The sequence below is a fragment of the Microbacterium sp. NPDC057659 genome, from assembly GCF_042799915.1.
Classification (GTDB): Bacteria; Actinomycetota; Actinomycetes; order Actinomycetales; family Microbacteriaceae; genus Microbacterium.
In genome coordinates, this window is the sequence record NZ_JBHVHU010000002.1 from 19,335 (window position 1) to 34,037 (window position 14,703).

At 69.4% G+C, this 14,703-nt stretch carries 13 protein-coding genes; 7 read left to right on the plus strand and 6 right to left on the minus strand.

Annotation, left to right across the window (positions count from 1 at the left end; all coding sequences use genetic code 11):
• The first annotated feature begins 116 nt into the window (after positions 1 to 116).
• Both ACFVAE_RS08795 and ACFVAE_RS08800 read left to right on the plus strand, forming a co-directional pair.
• A complete protein-coding gene (locus ACFVAE_RS08795) occupies positions 117 to 755 on the plus strand; it encodes a TetR/AcrR family transcriptional regulator (protein WP_378890655.1) in 639 nt (212 codons plus the stop codon).
• A gap of 19 nt (positions 756 to 774) precedes the next feature.
• A complete protein-coding gene (locus tag ACFVAE_RS08800; protein ID WP_378890657.1) occupies positions 775 to 2,007 on the plus strand; it encodes an amidohydrolase in 1,233 nt (410 codons plus the stop codon).
• Positions 2,008 to 2,013: 6 nt separating this feature from the next.
• Here ACFVAE_RS08800 and ACFVAE_RS08805 read toward each other — a convergent pair whose 3' ends face one another.
• The 5 genes from ACFVAE_RS08805 to ACFVAE_RS08825 form a co-directional block, all read right to left on the minus strand.
• On the minus strand, positions 2,014 to 2,682 hold the full coding sequence (locus tag ACFVAE_RS08805; RefSeq protein ID WP_378890660.1) for a GTP pyrophosphokinase family protein: 669 nt from the start codon (positions 2,680 to 2,682) through the stop codon (positions 2,014 to 2,016).
• 157 nt (positions 2,683 to 2,839) lie between these two features.
• Positions 2,840 to 3,979 carry a hypothetical protein gene (locus ACFVAE_RS08810; RefSeq protein ID WP_378890663.1) on the minus strand — a complete coding sequence of 380 codons (1,140 nt, stop codon included), beginning with the start codon at positions 3,977 to 3,979 and terminating at the stop codon, positions 2,840 to 2,842.
• Positions 3,980 to 4,197: 218 nt separating this feature from the next.
• A complete protein-coding gene (locus tag ACFVAE_RS08815) occupies positions 4,198 to 6,255 on the minus strand; it encodes an iron ABC transporter permease (RefSeq protein WP_378890666.1) in 2,058 nt (685 codons plus the stop codon).
• Between the two features lie 188 nt (positions 6,256 to 6,443).
• Positions 6,444 to 7,472, minus strand: coding sequence for an ABC transporter substrate-binding protein (locus tag ACFVAE_RS08820; protein WP_378890669.1), 1,029 nt, complete (start codon positions 7,470 to 7,472; stop codon positions 6,444 to 6,446).
• A 99-nt stretch (positions 7,473 to 7,571) separates the two neighbouring features.
• Positions 7,572 to 8,456 carry an ABC transporter ATP-binding protein gene (locus ACFVAE_RS08825; protein ID WP_378890672.1) on the minus strand — a complete coding sequence of 295 codons (885 nt, stop codon included), beginning with the start codon at positions 8,454 to 8,456 and terminating at the stop codon, positions 7,572 to 7,574.
• 29 nt (positions 8,457 to 8,485) lie between these two features.
• On the opposite strand from ACFVAE_RS08825, the gene ACFVAE_RS08830 reads away from it, so the two are divergent.
• Positions 8,486 to 9,403 carry a siderophore-interacting protein gene (locus ACFVAE_RS08830; RefSeq protein WP_378890675.1) on the plus strand — a complete coding sequence of 306 codons (918 nt, stop codon included), beginning with the start codon at positions 8,486 to 8,488 and terminating at the stop codon, positions 9,401 to 9,403.
• Between the two features lie 7 nt (positions 9,404 to 9,410).
• Here the strand turns inward: ACFVAE_RS08830 and ACFVAE_RS08835 are convergent, their stop codons facing one another.
• Positions 9,411 to 10,469 carry a VanZ family protein gene (locus ACFVAE_RS08835; RefSeq protein WP_378890678.1) on the minus strand — a complete coding sequence of 353 codons (1,059 nt, stop codon included), beginning with the start codon at positions 10,467 to 10,469 and terminating at the stop codon, positions 9,411 to 9,413.
• Positions 10,470 to 10,645: 176 nt separating this feature from the next.
• On the opposite strand from ACFVAE_RS08835, the gene ACFVAE_RS08840 reads away from it, so the two are divergent.
• The 4 genes from ACFVAE_RS08840 to kdpA all read left to right on the plus strand — a co-directional run bounded on the left by ACFVAE_RS08840 (position 10,646) and on the right by kdpA (position 14,701).
• On the plus strand, positions 10,646 to 12,598 hold the full coding sequence (locus tag ACFVAE_RS08840; protein WP_378893533.1) for an APC family permease: 1,953 nt from the start codon (positions 10,646 to 10,648) through the stop codon (positions 12,596 to 12,598).
• Positions 12,599 to 12,792: 194 nt separating this feature from the next.
• A complete protein-coding gene (locus tag ACFVAE_RS08845; protein ID WP_378857996.1) occupies positions 12,793 to 12,933 on the plus strand; it encodes a hypothetical protein in 141 nt (46 codons plus the stop codon).
• Positions 12,930 to 13,019 (plus strand): potassium-transporting ATPase subunit F, encoded by a 90-nt coding sequence (locus ACFVAE_RS08850; RefSeq protein ID WP_378857995.1) that lies wholly within the window; start codon positions 12,930 to 12,932, stop codon positions 13,017 to 13,019. The genes ACFVAE_RS08845 and ACFVAE_RS08850 overlap by 4 nt, the downstream gene beginning before the upstream one ends.
• Positions 13,019 to 14,701, plus strand: coding sequence for a potassium-transporting ATPase subunit KdpA (gene kdpA, locus ACFVAE_RS08855; RefSeq protein ID WP_378890681.1), 1,683 nt, complete (start codon positions 13,019 to 13,021; stop codon positions 14,699 to 14,701). Before ACFVAE_RS08850 ends, kdpA begins: the two co-directional genes overlap by 1 nt.
• Positions 14,702 to 14,703: the final 2 nt, after the last annotated feature.

The window sequence follows — 14,703 nt, forward strand, 5'->3', positions numbered from 1 at the left end:
GGGCATCCGGCGTTTTACTTACTTACGAGAAAGTAAGCTAGCGTGAGATTACTCATCAGTAAGCTGAGCGCGCAAGTGCAGGACGACGTCGAACGAGGAGGTGTGACCGGAACGTGATGAAAGAGACCACCCGCCTCCGCCGCGAGGAGGAGCGTGCGCGCAAGCGCACCGAGATCCTGAAGGCCGCGGTCGAGACCTTCGGAGCGAAGGGATCGACGAACGGCACGCTCGCCGACATCGCCCAGCAGGTCGGGATGACCCACGCCGGCGTGCTGCACCATTTCGGCTCGAAGGAGAACCTCCTGCTCGAGGTGCTCGAGTACCGCGACCACACCGACGTCGAGGACCTCGCCGAGAAGCACATCCCCGGGGGCCCGGATCTGTTCCTGCACCTCGTGCGGACGGCGTTCCTGAACGCGCAGCGACCTGGCATCGTGCAGGTGTTCACCGTGCTCTCCGCGGAATCCGTCACCGAGGAGCATCCGGCCCGCCGCTACTTCGTGGAGCGCTACGCGATGCTGCGCCGGGACGTGCACGGCGCCTTCCTCGAGCTGTGCGCGCAGGAGGGCGTCACCGACCGGACCGCCATCGACATGGCTGCGGCGTCCATCCTCGCCGTGATGGACGGCCTGCAGCTGCAGTGGCTGCTCGACCCCCAGACGATCGACCTCGGGGAGACCAGCGAGTTCGCCATCCGCTCCATCGTCGACGGAGTGCTCAACCCCGGGCCCGAGCTCGGCTCGTACAAGCACTGACGCGCCCTATGCTCAGGTCATGACGATCGACCTCGACGCGCTGTACACCGATCTGCACCAGCATCCTGAGCTGTCCTTCCAGGAGACGCGCACCGCGGCCATCGCCGCCGGCCATCTGCGCGACCTGGGCCTGGAGGTGCACGAGAACATCGGCGTCACGGGCGTGATCGGCGTGCTGAGCAACCCTTCGTCGGACTCAGGATCCGAGGGCCCCGTCGTCTGGGTGCGCGCGGACATGGACGCGCTCCCCGTCAAGGAGGACACCGGTCTGCCCTACGCCTCGACCGCCACCGGCGTCGACCCCGACGGCGAGACCGTGCCGCTCATGCACGCGTGCGGGCACGACATGCACGTCACGGCGATGATCGGCGCGGTCGAGCGCCTCGTCGCCGACCGCGACCGGTGGCACGGCACCCTCGTCGTCATCATCCAACCCGCCGAGGAGTACGGCCAGGGCGCCAGGGCGATGCTCGACGACGGCGTCCTCGACCGCTTCCCCCGCCCGGACGTGGTGCTCGGGCAGCACGTCGGACCGCTGCCCGTGGGTGCGATCGGCATCCGCCCCGGCCCGCAGATGTCGGCATCCGACGGCCTGCACGTGGTGCTGCACGGACGCGGCGGACACGGCTCGCGCCCCGACTCCACGATCGACCCGATCGTGATGGCCGCGGCGACCATCATGCGTCTGCAGACCGTCGTCTCGCGCGAGGTCGACCCGACGGAGCCGGCTGTCGTCACCGTCGGCTCGATCCACGCCGGCACCAAGAACAACATCATCCCTGCCGAGGCCGTGCTGGATCTCAGCCTGCGCTACCCCGACGACGCGGCCCGCGAGCGGGTGCTCGCGAGGGTCGAGCGCGTGATCCGCGCCGAGGCCGCGGCATCCGGCGCCGAGCGCGACCCCGAGATCACCACCCTGCACAGCCTGCCCGCGACGATCAACGACGCCGCCGCGACCGCGCGGGCGACCGCGGCGTTCCAGGCCGCCTTCGGAGAGCAGGCCGTCGTCGACACCGGTCTGATCACCGGCAGCGAGGACGTGTCCTGGTTCGCACGGGATGCCGGCGTGCCGCTCGTCTTCTGGTTCTGGGGCGGAATCGATCCGGCGACCTTCGCAGCCGCCGCGCAGAACGGCACGATCGAGCGCGACGTCCCGACCAACCACTCACCGTTCTTCGCGCCTGTGCTGCACCCGACCATCGAGGTCGGCGTCGGCGCGATGGTCGCCGCGGCCCGGGAGTTCCTCGGCTGAACCCGGTCAGGCCTCGAGCACGCGGTGGTTGATCTCGTGCGCCTCGCGGTGCAGCCGCTCCATCCGCTGGTCCAGTTCGCCGGCCGCCTCCGCGGCATCCGTCAGGCTCTGCACCAGGTGGCCGGGCACACGGCCGTCGAACTTGTAGTGGATCTTGTGCTCGAGGCTGGCCCAGAAGTCCATCGCGATGGTGCGGAACTGCACCTCGACCGGCACCGGCACGGGGCCGGTGGAGAGGAACACAGGGATCTCGGCGATCACGTGCAGGCTGCGATAGCCGTTGGGCTTGGGGTCGGCGATGTAGTCCTTGATGACCTTGACTGTCACGTCGTCCTGCTTGGTGAACAGGTCGAACAGCCGGTACACGTCGCTGACGAAGCTGCAGGTCACGCGCACGCCGGCGATGTCGGTGATCTCGCGGCGGATGCTGTCGAAGTCGGGGTCGATGCCCTTGCGCGCCACCTTCTCGACGATGCTGTCGGGTGACTTCAGCCGGCTCTTGACGTGCTCGATCGGGTTGTAGGCGTGGTTGTAGAGGAACTCGTCGCGCAGGATCGAGATCTTCGTCTCGACCTCACGCATGCCGAACTCGTACTCGCGCAGGAATCGCTGGAACTCGTCGCGCAGCTGCTTGGCCTCTTCGATCGCCTCATCCGAGACGGGTGCCGTGCTCATGGCTTCGACGTTACGCATCCGTCTTCAGAGTCGGCTGGGTGTTGCCGATGCCGCACGACGACACCTCTGCGCCCCGGTCTCGTACCGGCAGGGAATTCTCACGGACGCAGAACGCCGCCTCCCCGTCGGATGACGGGGAGGCGGCTTTCTGGTGCGGTCAGTTCGCGGGAGCGGCAGGCGAGTCCGGTGCGGCGGCGGGAGCTGCGGTGTCCGCAGTCGGGGCCGGAGCTGCGGGAGCATCCGCGACCGGTGCAGCGGGGGCCGGAACCGCGGGAGCCTCGGCGACCGGAGCGGCCGGGGCCGCGGCATCCGCTGCCTGGGTCGGAGCCGGCGGGACCGGCGCGGCATGCGGCTCGTAGCCCGGGGGCACGGGCTGGTAGCCCTCCGCCGGAGGGACCGGCGAGAAGCCCGCGCCCTGCGCGGCGCCGAAGGTTGACGGGTCGTTGGGGTCATACGCCGCAGCCGAGCCCTCGCGGCGCACCTTGCCTGCCGCGACGAAGTACTGCACCAGACCGATGATCGAGAGGATCACGCCGGCGGCCAGCGGGTACCAGAAGATGCGATAGGTGTAGTTGCCGCTGGAATCGGCCTGGGCGAACATCACCTGGAAGAACGGGATCGCGGCTCCGACGACGAACAGACCGGCCCACAGCACCACCATCCAGCGCAGTCTCTTCAGGGACGACTGCTGGATGTTGCCCTTCTTGTCCGCCTTGGCCGGCAGCAGGCCCTCCTGCTTGCGGGTCAGCAGCGCGAAGATCAGGGTCAGGATCAGGAAGACGACGGCGACGATCAGGACGATCAGCCAGACCACGAAGGTCGGGTCAGCCATCCGGGCCTCCGGAGCCGTCTCCAGGTACTTGTTGTACTCGTCGGCGGTGGAGGAGTATGCCTGGAGCGCCGAGTCGAAGTCGGTCTCGGCCTTCGTCAGGGCCGTGGTGTCCTCGGCAGTGATAGCGTCGGAGATGCCCGATGCGGCCTTGGCCATGTCACCTGCCTCGCCGGAGAACTTCTTGGCGTAGGCGGCGAACTCCCCGCTCGCGCTGTCGGCGATACTCTTGTAGTCGCCCTCCGCTGTCTTGGCAGCGGTCTCGAACGTGTCGGTGGCAGCCACGACGTCGTCGACGGACGCGTTCTGGTCGCTGTACGTGTCGATGAACGTGTTCGCCGCGGTCGTCAGCGCGTCGTCGACCTTGATCAGGTCGTCCATCGTGTCGGCCGACGCCGGTGCGGCAGCACCCAGTGCGATCGCCAGGCCCGCCAGGATCGCGACGATCCCGACGCGGGCGCGCGTCATTGTTCCAGCCATGCGGCTTCCCCCTCATCCGCTTGCGCGGCACCGTGATCAGCGGCATTCGCCGCCCGTAGAACCCTATGCGAAAGCTGGGAGTTTCCCGAACCCGCGGCATGGGGAGAAGTACCCATGCATGATTCGCCGCCCCGTATCGAGTCGCGCAACGGAACCGAAACGGCAGCAGATGCAGCCGATTGCCCGACCCGGGAGATGCGGTGCCGCTACGCGTCGCGCGAGCGCCAGAGCAGCCAGACGAAGTACGGGGCGCCGATGAGCGCCACGACCAGCCCGGCGGGCAGCTGTGCCGGGGCGAGCACGGTGCGGCCGATCGCATCGGCGACGCCGACGAGCACGGCGCCCAGCACAGCGGCGACCGGAATCACTCTCGCGTTGCGCGCACCGACCAGGGCGCGGGCGGCGTGCGGGGCGACCAGGCCGACGAACCCGATCACGCCGACGGCGACGACGCTCAGCGCCGCGAGCACGGCCGCGGTGATCAGCAGCCCCAGCCGCACCGGTTCCAGGCGGACGCCGACCAGGCGAGGGGTGTCCTCGTCGAGGGCGAGCACGTCCAACTCGCGGTGCCGCATCATCGCGAGCGGCAGGGCGATCACCAGCACGATCGCGAGCGGGATGACCTGCTCCCAGATGCGCCCGTAGGTGGTGCCGGAGAGCCAGGTGTAGACCTTCGGGGTGTCCCATGGGTTGCTGCGCAGCAGTACGAACGTGGTGAGCGCGGTGGTTCCGTACCAGACGCCGATACCGATCAGGATGAAGCGATCGGCGCCCAGTCCGCCCTTCCAGGCGAGCAGGTAGACCAGCGCGAAGGCCAACAGCGCACCGGTGACGGCTGCGGCCAGCATCCCGAACGTGGAGGCGGTCGCGCTCGTGATCACGAGCACCGCGCCCAGCCCCGCACCGCCGGTGATGCCGAGCAGTCCGGGCTCGGCGAGCGGGTTGCGACTGACGGCCTGTGTGATGCCTCCGGCCACGGCGAGCGCGGCACCGGCGAGAACCGCGGCGATCACGCGCGGGGCGCGCTCGTCGAGCGCGAATCCGATCTGCGGCGGCGCGATTCCCTGCAGCCAGAGCAGGATGTCGCCGGTGAGCAGTGAGGTGCTGCCCAGCAGCAGGCCGCCGATGATGACGACGATGAGCACCGCGATGCCGACCAGCAGCGTGATCCGGTAGCGCACGGCGCCGCGGGTGCGGAAGCGGATGCTGGGCGGCTGGCGCGTGGGGCCCGAGTCGCGCAGCCTGCGGGCCATGACGATCAGCACGATCGCACCGAGCACGGTGGTGGCGACGCCGGTCGGCACGGCGATCGCGCCCTCGGCGCCGATCAGCAGGCGAAGCACCGCGTCGGAGCCGATCACGACGATCGCACCGATCAGACCCGCCGTGGGCAGCAGCAGCACGTGCTTGCCGAGCGCGGGCACGAGACGCGAGAGCAGACGGGCGAGCACCGGCGCACAGAGGCCGATGAAGCCGATCGGACCGGCGAGCGTCACGGCCGTCGCCGTGAGCACCACGGCGAGCAGGATGCCCGATGCCCGGGTCGAGCGGATCGGCACGCCCAGCGACGAGGCCGTGTCGTCGCCGAGCGCCAGCACGTCGAAACGGCGCGACATCACGAGCGCGAGCACGGTGGCGATGATGACGACCGGTGCGGCTCGCAGGAAGGACTCGAGGCCGAGCTGCGACAGGCTGCCGCTGCCCCACGCGAGCAGGCCCTTGGTCTGCTCGGAGAACAGGATGAGCATGGTGGCCGTGCCGGCCTGGAAGGCCATCGCCAGCGCGGAACCGGCGAGCACCAGACGCGTGGTCGACGTGCCCGCTCCCCCGGCGAGACCGAGGACGAGGGCGGCGGCGGCGAGCCCCCCGGCGAACGCCACCGCCCCCGAGGCCCAGAACGGCACCGAGACGCCGAACGCGGCCACTGCAGTCACGGCGAAGTACGCCCCTCCTGTGACGCCGAGCGTGTCGGGCGATGCGAGTGCGTTGCGCGACAGCGACTGCATGATCAGACCAGCGACGCCGAGTGCGAACCCGACGGCGACGCCCGCCGCGAGCCGGGGCACGCGCGATCCCCACAGCACATCCGGCTCCGGCCACACCGCCCCCGACGTCCCCTGCGTCAGGTGCCACGCCGCGACCCCCACGAGCACCACCACGAGTGCGACCAGCACCCCAAGAGCAGTCAGCCGACCGGCGGCAGGGCCGTCGGCATCCCTCGATGGGATGCCGACGGCCTCCTGCACCTCACTACTCGCGTTCACGACTACTTCTCACCTTCCGAGCGGAGCGATGGACACATCCGGGGAGCTGGCATCGGGTCTGGCGGGAGCCCGGAGCGCCAGCGGAGGGCGGGGGCATGTCTCCCCGGATGTGTTCATCGCGTAGCGCACGCGACCCGACCCACCGACATTTCGTCTCGCTCCGCTCGCTCAATGACCGGGGAACGCGATCAGCCGACCGCCTTGACCGCCGCGACGAAGCCGTCCACGATCTGCTCCGCCGAACGCGGGCCACCGAACGTCCAGATCCCCGCCGGGAACGCGAACGTCCGGTCGTCCTTGACGGCCGGGATCGACGCCCACGCCGGGTTCTTCTTGGCGGCGTCGATGAAGCTCTCCGAGTCGGGGTCGGCGGTGCCGGTGTAGAACAGATTCGCGTCGCCGATGGTGGTCATGCCCTCGATGTCGGTCTGGCCGAGGCCGTAGGCAGGGTCGACGTCGCCGGTCCAGGCGTTGGTGAGGCCGACGGCCTCGCCGAGCTCGCCGATGAGCGAGCCCTGGCCGAAGGGGCGGAGGGAGACGTTGCCGCCGTCGACCCAGCCGTCGATGTAGACGAAGTCGGTGCTGGCCGGCTTCGCGGCGGCGACCTCGTCCGTGGCATCCGCGAGGTGCTTCTCGAACTCAGCGGTGACCTCCTCGGCGCGGTCCGCGCGGCCGGTGGCCTTGGCGATGAGGTCGAAGGTCGCCAGCATCTGCTTGATCGGGTCCTTGGCGTCGGCGCCGATGGTGGCGAGCACCGGCACCCCGTACTTCTCGAGCTGGCCGATGATCGCGTCGTCGCGGGTGTACGCCTCGACGATGACGAGGTCGGGCTTGGTGGCGAAGATCGCATCGAGGTTCGGCTCCTGGCGGGTGCCGACGTCCTTGACGTCCTCGGGGAGCTTCTCTGCGGTGTCCCAGGTGCGGTAACCGGCGGCGTCCGCCACGGCGACGGGGGTGACGCACAGGGTCAGCGCGTCCTCCACCTGCTGCCACTCGAGCACAGCGACGCGCTCAGCGGGCTTGTCGAGCTTGACGGTGCGACCGAATGCGTCGGTCAGCTCGACCGGATCGGTCGAGGTCTTCACGTCCTTGCACTGGTCACTCGCCGCGGCGGGCGCCTTCGAAGAGGTGGGCTCGTCCACGGACGTGGTGCCGCATCCGGCGAGTGCCATCGTCAGGGCACCGAGGACGGCGAGGGCGGCGAGGGGCTTCTTCATTCGGGTTCCTTTGCTGGGCGGTGCAGTTCGGGTCGGGAGTCGGGCGGGCATGATGCGTCGGGCCCCTTCGTGTCGTCGGGGCCCTCCGCAGCGGTGTCGTCAGGCGGGGGCGTGGATGCTGGGCGGCGGCGCAGATGCCGCGCGCTCGTGATGTCGTCCGCGCGGGATCACGCGCACCCGGCCGGTGTCTGCGTCGAGAACGGTGTCGATGCGCAGGCCGTACACCTCGGTGAGGTTCTCGCCGGTGAGCACGTCGGCCGGGTGGCCGGCCGCGTGCACGCGCCCCTTGTGCAGCAGCACGACGCGGTCGGCGACCGATGCCGCGTGGTCGAGATCGTGCAGCACGACTCCGAGCGCGGTGCCGTGGTCGGCGAGGTCGCGCACCAGGTCGAGGGTCTCGATCTGGTAGCGCAGGTCGAGGTGGTTGGTCGGCTCGTCCAGGAGCAGGATGCCGGTGCTCTGCGCCAGCGAGGTGGCGAGCCACACGCGCTGCAGTTCGCCGCCGGAGAGCTCGTCGACGGGACGGTCGGCCATCTCGGCGAGTCCGGTCAGCTCCAGCGCACGGCCGATGGCCTCACGGTCGGCGTCGGCGAAGCCGGAGAACCGGCTGCGGTGCGGATGCCGGCCGTAGGCGACCACGTCGCGCACCTCGAGTCCGGAGGGGTGCGGCCGCGACTGCGACAGCATCGCGACGGTGCGGGCGAACTCCTTGGCGGAGAGGGAGGCCGCGTCACGGGCATCCGTCTCGGTGCCGGTGCTCGTGCCGACGCGGACCGTGCCCGAGTCGATGTCGTGCAGGCGGGCGAGGGCGCGCAGCGCCGTCGACTTGCCGCTGCCGTTCGGGCCGACCAGGGCGGTGACCAGTCCGGGTTCGAGGTGAAGGGAGACGCCGTGCACGACCTCGGTGCGGCCGTAGCTCAGCACCAGGTCGTCGCCGCGCAGTTCGTCGGCGAGCGGCCCTCGGGAATTCTCGTGAACCTTCACGTTAGGGAAGCCTAACCTATGATGGAAGAGTGAGCCACCCCGCCTACCGGACTTATTCCACGACCGTCAGCCGTGTCACCGCGCTGTCCCCGAACTTCACGCGCATCACGCTGACCGGAGACGACCTGGTGCACTTCGCCACCGACGGTCTCGATCAACGCATCAAGCTGATCCTTCCGCTCGCCGACGGATCGATCACCGACGTCGGCCAGTTCGATGAGGGGTTCAACGGGGACTGGTACAAGCGCTGGCGGCTACTGCCTGATGAGAAGCGCAATCCGATCCGCACCTACACCGTGCGCGCGGCCCGGCCCGAGGCACGCGAGATCGACGTGGACTTCGTGCTGCATGGAGTCGACGGCCCGGCATCCGCCTGGGCGAGCGGCGCGGCCGAGGGCGACGCTCTGCAGGTGGTCGGACCGGACGCCCGCGCCGCGGAGCGCGGCGGGCTGGAGTGGAAGCCCGGCGACGCCGGCACCGTGCTGATCGCCGGCGACGAGACTGCGGCTCCCGCGATCTGCGCGATCGTGCAGTCCCTTCCCGCGGACGCGCGCGGCGAGGTCTTCGTCGAGGTGCCGACGGCGGCGGATGCCCTGGAGCTGGAAGCGCCCGCCGCCGTGCGGGTGACCTGGCTCGGCCGCGACAGCGCCCCGCACGGCGAGCGGCTGACCGCCGCGGTGCACGCCTGGGGCGAGCGGCGCACAGCGCCCGCGCTGGCTGAAGGGCGCTCTGGCCCCGCGGGAGACGAAACGACCGAGGAGGAGGAGTCCGACGACATCCTCTGGGAGGTCCCCGAAGCGGCATCGGGCACCGAGTACGCGTGGCTCGCCGGCGAGGCGGGCACGATCACGTCGCTGCGCCGGCACCTCGTGCGCGATCTCGGCATCGACCGCCGCTCGGTCGCGTTCATGGGCTACTGGCGGACCGGCCGCGCCGAGGCGTCCTGACGTCCGGTCAGCGCCGAGGCTCGCGGGCGTCGCGCAGCTGCTGACCGGAGAGGATGCCGGGCAGACCGCGGCCGTCACGGGTGAAGAACAGCATCACCGCGGCGACCAAGATCGCCGCGGACGACACCACGTCGAAGAACCCGCCGAGCAGCCCGATCGCCGACAGCCCCGCGATGCCACCGGCCCAGCGCAGCAGCCGGGGCAGCGGCTGCGGAATCCGGCTGCCGCCGTAGCGGAGCTGCACGGCGAAGTCGCCGACCGACTGGCCCGTCGCCAGGATCACGATCAGCCACAGCACCGCCGCCGTGGCCGTGCCGATGAAGCCGGCGAGCTCTCCCTCGGCCATCGTCTGCCGGTCGTGCAGCACGTATCCGACGAACAGCTGCGTGCCGATCCCGGCACCCACGGACACGAACCAGAATCCGAGGGCGTCGCACAGCATCGCCAGGGCGCGGCGTCCGCGGGTGACGGGTCGCGGCATCCCGGCATCCGCGGCCGGCGTCATGCCTCTGTACGCGCGCGGCACGATCAGCCCGGCGATCGAGCCGAGCACGGCGCCGGTGGTGTTGGTCATCAGGTCGCCGACGTCGAAGAAGCGATAGGCGCAGGGGTACAGCCCCCACACGCCGGTCAGCTGCGTGGTCTCGATGAACAGCGAGAGGCCGAATCCGATGAACAGCGCGACGAGGATGCCGCGGCCGCCGATGACCCGCACGAAGAATCCGAGCGGCACGAACAGCAGCACGTTGAACACCAGCTGCAGGATCGCCGGGTTCGTGATCGTGCGTCCCGGCGCGGCGATCGCCTTCCGGATGTCGCGGACCACCGACATCGGATCGGTGATCGCGCCCACGCAGCGGATCGTGTCGGGGTCGGGCAGCGGCAGCAGGGTGTAGGTCCAGATGGCCCAGAAGTAGATCAGCGCCGCGAGCCAGAGCAGCAGTCGACCGGCGGAGAGTCGGCCCCGCCGCCGGTAGCTGACGGCGACGAAGGGCACGAACAGCAGGAACCCGATGCCCACGCCGATCGCGATAGCGAGCACGCCGAGCATGATCTGATCCCCCATGCTGTCGAGTCTATTTCGCGGCACTCAGACAGCCGGATTGCACGGCGACCCGCGCAGGCGTAGTGTCGCCGTTCGTGGCAAACGAAGAACGCCCGGTAGAGCAGACCGCCAAGCGGCTGCTGCTGGGGGAACCGCTCACCTCTGAAGCGGCCAATGAACAGCTCCTGCCGAAGCGCATGGCGCTGCCGATCTTCGCATCCGATGCGCTCAGCTCCGTGGCCTACGGACCGCAGGAGATGCTGATGATCATGCTGATCGGCGGCACGGCGTTCCTGACGCTGAGCCCCTGGATCGCCGCGGCCGTCGTGCTGCTGCTGATCGTGGTCGTGCTCAGCTACCGGCAGATCATCAAGGCCTACCCCTCCGGCGGCGGCGACTTCGAGGTGACGCAGAAGAATCTCGGCGAGATCCCATCGGTGATCGTCGCGGCGGCGCTGCTGGTCGACTACGTGCTCACCGTCTCGGTGTCGATCGCCTCCGGCGTCGACAACATCATCTCCGCGGTTCCCGGCCTCAACCCCGCGCGCGTCGAGCTCGCGGTCGGCTTCGTCATCCTGATCGTCATCGTGAACCTCAGGGGCGTGCGCGAGGCATCCGCCGTCTTCGCGATCCCCACCTACATCTTCATCGGCTCTGTGCTCGTGATGATCGTCGCGGGCCTGGCGCGCACCGCCTTCGGCGATGCGCCGGTCGCGGCGAGCGCCGCCTACACCGTCCACGCCGACAGCCTCGGTCAGGCGGCGATGGTGCTGCTGCTGCTGCGCGCATTCTCCAGCGGATGCTCCGCCCTGACGGGTGTGGAGGCCGTGTCGAACGGCGTGCCGGCGTTCCGCATCCCGAAGATCCGCAACGCGCAGACCACGCTCGCGATGATGGGCTCGATCGCCGCCTGCCTGTTCGCGGGGCTCACCGCGCTGGCGCTGATCTCGGGTGTGCAGTACGCCGAGAACGCCTGCGACCTGATCGGGTTCGACTGCTCGAACCCTCAGCCCAGCCTGATGGCGCAGGTCGCCGCGGCGACCTTCGGCCCTGGCAGCATCATGTTCTTCATCATCCAGGCGGCGACCGCTTGCGTGCTGCTGCTGGCCGCGAACACCGCGTTCAACGGCTTCCCGCTGCTGGGCTCGGTGCTGGCCCGCGAGGGCTATGCGCCCAAGGCGCTGAACACCCGCGGCGACCGCCTGGTGTTCTCGAACGGCATGATCCTGCTCGGCATCGCCGCGGTGGGCGTGCTGGTGGTGTTCCAGGCGAACCTGACCAACCTCATCCAGCTGTACATCATCGGCGTGTTCGTGTCGTTCTCGCTGGGCCAGATCGGCATGGTGAAGCACTGGCGCAGCCTGATCCGCGAGCACCGAGGACGGGACGAGGCCGTTCCACGGGACATCTTCGTGAGCATGGGCGTGAACCTGGTCGGCGCGATCATGACCGTCTCGGTGCTCGTGATCGTCACCATCACCAAGTTCACGCACGGTGCCTGGCTGGTGTTCCTCGCGATCCCGCTGCTGGCCCTGCTGATGGTCGGCGTGAAGCGGTACTACCGCGATGTCGAGCACGAGATCGCGATCGACGACACCACGCATTTCGGCTCCGAGGGCGATGTCGCGATCGTGCTGGTCAACCGCCTGCAGAAGCCGGTGATCAAGGCCGTAGACTACGCGATGGCCGCCCGGCACAAGAAGACCGTGGCACTGCACGTCGCGACCGACGCGCACGACGGAGAGCAGCTGCAGAAGGACTGGATCGAGCACCGCATCCCTGTTCCGCTGGTCATCGTGGAGTCGCCGTACCGCACCTACGCGCAGCCGGTCGAGGCGTACATCAAGAAGTACCGCGAGAAGCATGGTCCGTCGGTGATCACCGTGTATCTGCCGCAGTACATCGTCGGGCACTGGTGGGAGAGCGTGCTGCACAACCGTCGCGCCCGCCGCATGGCGAACCAGCTGATGCTGATCCACGGCGTGACGATCACGCTGGTGCCGTGGCTGCTCGACTCGTCCGAGCTGATCTACGGCCGCCGCTCCCGCCCGGTTCCCGGCCAGGAGCGCGCCGGCCGCCCTGTCACGCAGGCCGCCGGACGGCGCGCGCATCGGGATGCCGGGCCGCCGGACAACGACGCGCAGGGCTGAGCCGAGATCGCGGCGAACCCCTGAGATCCCGCTGAGACCCACGTGCTGCACGTGGGTCTCAGTTCGTTCCCGGAGACTCACGAGAATCTCATGCGCTCCCGCCCTGTGAGGACCCCGTATGGGTCGTGAGAACGCCCGTAGGGATTCCGTGAGGATCCGGATGCTGTCCCCGTGAGAGCGGTGTGATCGGTGACGTGCTCGATCTCATCTACCTCGCGCTGACCGCGCTGATCTTCGTCCTGGTGTCGCTCGTCGCGACCGGGCTCGAACGCCTGTCCCCCCGCCCCCGGGCGTCCGCCGCACCTGAGGCGCTGAACCGGGAGGACCAGGCATGATCGTCTTCGACCTCGCCGCGGTGGTCCTCGGCCTTATCGCCGTCGGCTACCTGCTGGTCGCCCTCATCGCCCCGGAGAAGTTCTGATGAGCGCCGCGGACGTCTGGCTCGGCGTGCTCCAGGCCGCCACTCTGGTGGCCGTCCTCGTGCTCCTGTATCGCCCGCTGGGCGACTACATCGCGCACGTCTACTCCGCCGCCCGGCATCTGCGCGTCGAGCGCGGTCTCTACCGCCTGATCGGCGTCGACCCGGCATCAGAGCAGACCTGGCGCTCCTACGCGCGCGGCCTGCTGCTGTTCTCGGTGGCCGGCATGCTGCTGGTCTACCTGCTGCAGCGGATGCAGCAGTTCTTGCCCCTCTCGCTCGGCCTTCCTCCGGTGCCCGAGGGCCTCGCATTCAACACCGCAGCATCCTTCCTGGCCAACACCAACTGGCAGTCGTACACCCCGGAGCAGACCGTGGGACACCTGGTGCAGATGGCCGGCCTCGCCGTGCAGAACTTCACATCGGCCGCGGTCGGCATCGCCGTGGCGATCGCCCTGGTGCGCGGCTTCGCCCGACGCGGCTCGGCCACGATCGGCAACTTCTGGGTCGATCTGACGCGCGGCCTCATCCGGCTGCTGCTGCCCATCGCCGTGATCGGCGCGATCGTCCTGATCGCCGGCGGCGTCGTGCAGAACATGTCCGGCTTCACCGAGGTGCACACCCTCGTCGGCGGCACCCAGCAGATCCCCGGCGGGCCTGTCGCCTCGCAGGAGGTCATCAAGGAGCTCGGCACCAACGGAGGCGGGTTCTACAACGCCAACTCCGCACACCCGTTCGAGAACCCGACCCCGTGGACCAACCTGTTCGAGATCCTGCTGATCCTCGCGATCCCGTTCGCCCTGCCGCGCGCCTTCGGCCGGATGGTCGGCGACGACCGCCAGGGCTACGCGATCGTCGCGGTCATGGGCGTGCTCTTCCTCACCTCGCTGACCATCCTCTCGGTGCTGGAGGCGAACGGCCAGGGTCCCGCCCCGCAGATGGCTGGCGCCGCGATGGAGGGCAAGGAGCAGCGCTTCGGCACCCTCGGCTCCACGCTGTTCGGCAGCGCCTCGACGCTGACATCGACCGGCGCCGTGAACTCGATGCACGACTCGTACACGGCGCTGGGCGGCATGATGCCGATGCTGAACATGATGCTCGGCGAGGTCGCCCCCGGCGGCGTCGGGTCGGGGCTGTACGGCATGCTCGTGCTCGCCGTGATCGCGGTGTTCGTCGGCGGCCTGCTCGTCGGGCGCACTCCCGAGTACCTCGGCAAGAGGATCGGCCCGCGCGAGATGACCCTCGCCAGCCTGTACATCCTCGTCGTCCCGGCACTCGTGCTCGGCGGCACGGCACTGAGCTTCGCGATCCCCGCCATCCGTGCCGACGTCGAGGGGACCAGCATCCTCAACCCGGGCACGCACGGACTCAGCGAAGTGCTCTACGCCTTCACCTCGGCGGCGAACAACAACGGCTCCGCGTTCGCCGGACTGACCGCGAACACACCGTGGTTCAACACCGCCCTCGGCATCGCGATGCTGCTCGGCCGGTTCGTGCCGATCGTGATCGTGCTGGCGCTCGCCGGTTCCCTGGCCTCGCAGCACCACGTGCCCGAGACAGCGGGCACCCTGCCCACGCACCGGCCGCTGTTCGTCGGCCTGCTGACGACCGTCGCCGTCGTCATCACCGCACTCACCTACTTCCCCGTGCTCACGCTCGGGCCCCTCGCAGAAGGACTGGTCTGATC

Excerpts from the sequence above, each read along its gene's own strand:
- ACFVAE_RS08840 (WP_378893533.1), top strand. The coding sequence starts at position 10,646 with ATGGCGCTGCCGATCTTCGCATCCGATGCGCTCAGCTCCGTGGCCTAC.
- ACFVAE_RS08850 (WP_378857995.1), top strand. The coding sequence starts at position 12,930 with ATGATCGTCTTCGACCTCGCCGCGGTGGTCCTCGGCCTTATCGCCGTC.
- ACFVAE_RS08835 (WP_378890678.1), bottom strand. The coding sequence starts at position 10,469 with ATGGGGGATCAGATCATGCTCGGCGTGCTCGCTATCGCGATCGGCGTG.
- ACFVAE_RS08820 (WP_378890669.1), bottom strand. The coding sequence starts at position 7,472 with ATGAAGAAGCCCCTCGCCGCCCTCGCCGTCCTCGGTGCCCTGACGATG.
- ACFVAE_RS08810 (WP_378890663.1), bottom strand. The coding sequence starts at position 3,979 with ATGACGCGCGCCCGCGTCGGGATCGTCGCGATCCTGGCGGGCCTGGCG.
- ACFVAE_RS08805 (WP_378890660.1), bottom strand. The coding sequence starts at position 2,682 with ATGAGCACGGCACCCGTCTCGGATGAGGCGATCGAAGAGGCCAAGCAG.
- ACFVAE_RS08800 (WP_378890657.1), top strand. The coding sequence starts at position 775 with ATGACGATCGACCTCGACGCGCTGTACACCGATCTGCACCAGCATCCT.
- kdpA (WP_378890681.1), top strand. The coding sequence starts at position 13,019 with ATGAGCGCCGCGGACGTCTGGCTCGGCGTGCTCCAGGCCGCCACTCTG.
- ACFVAE_RS08795 (WP_378890655.1), top strand. The coding sequence starts at position 117 with ATGAAAGAGACCACCCGCCTCCGCCGCGAGGAGGAGCGTGCGCGCAAG.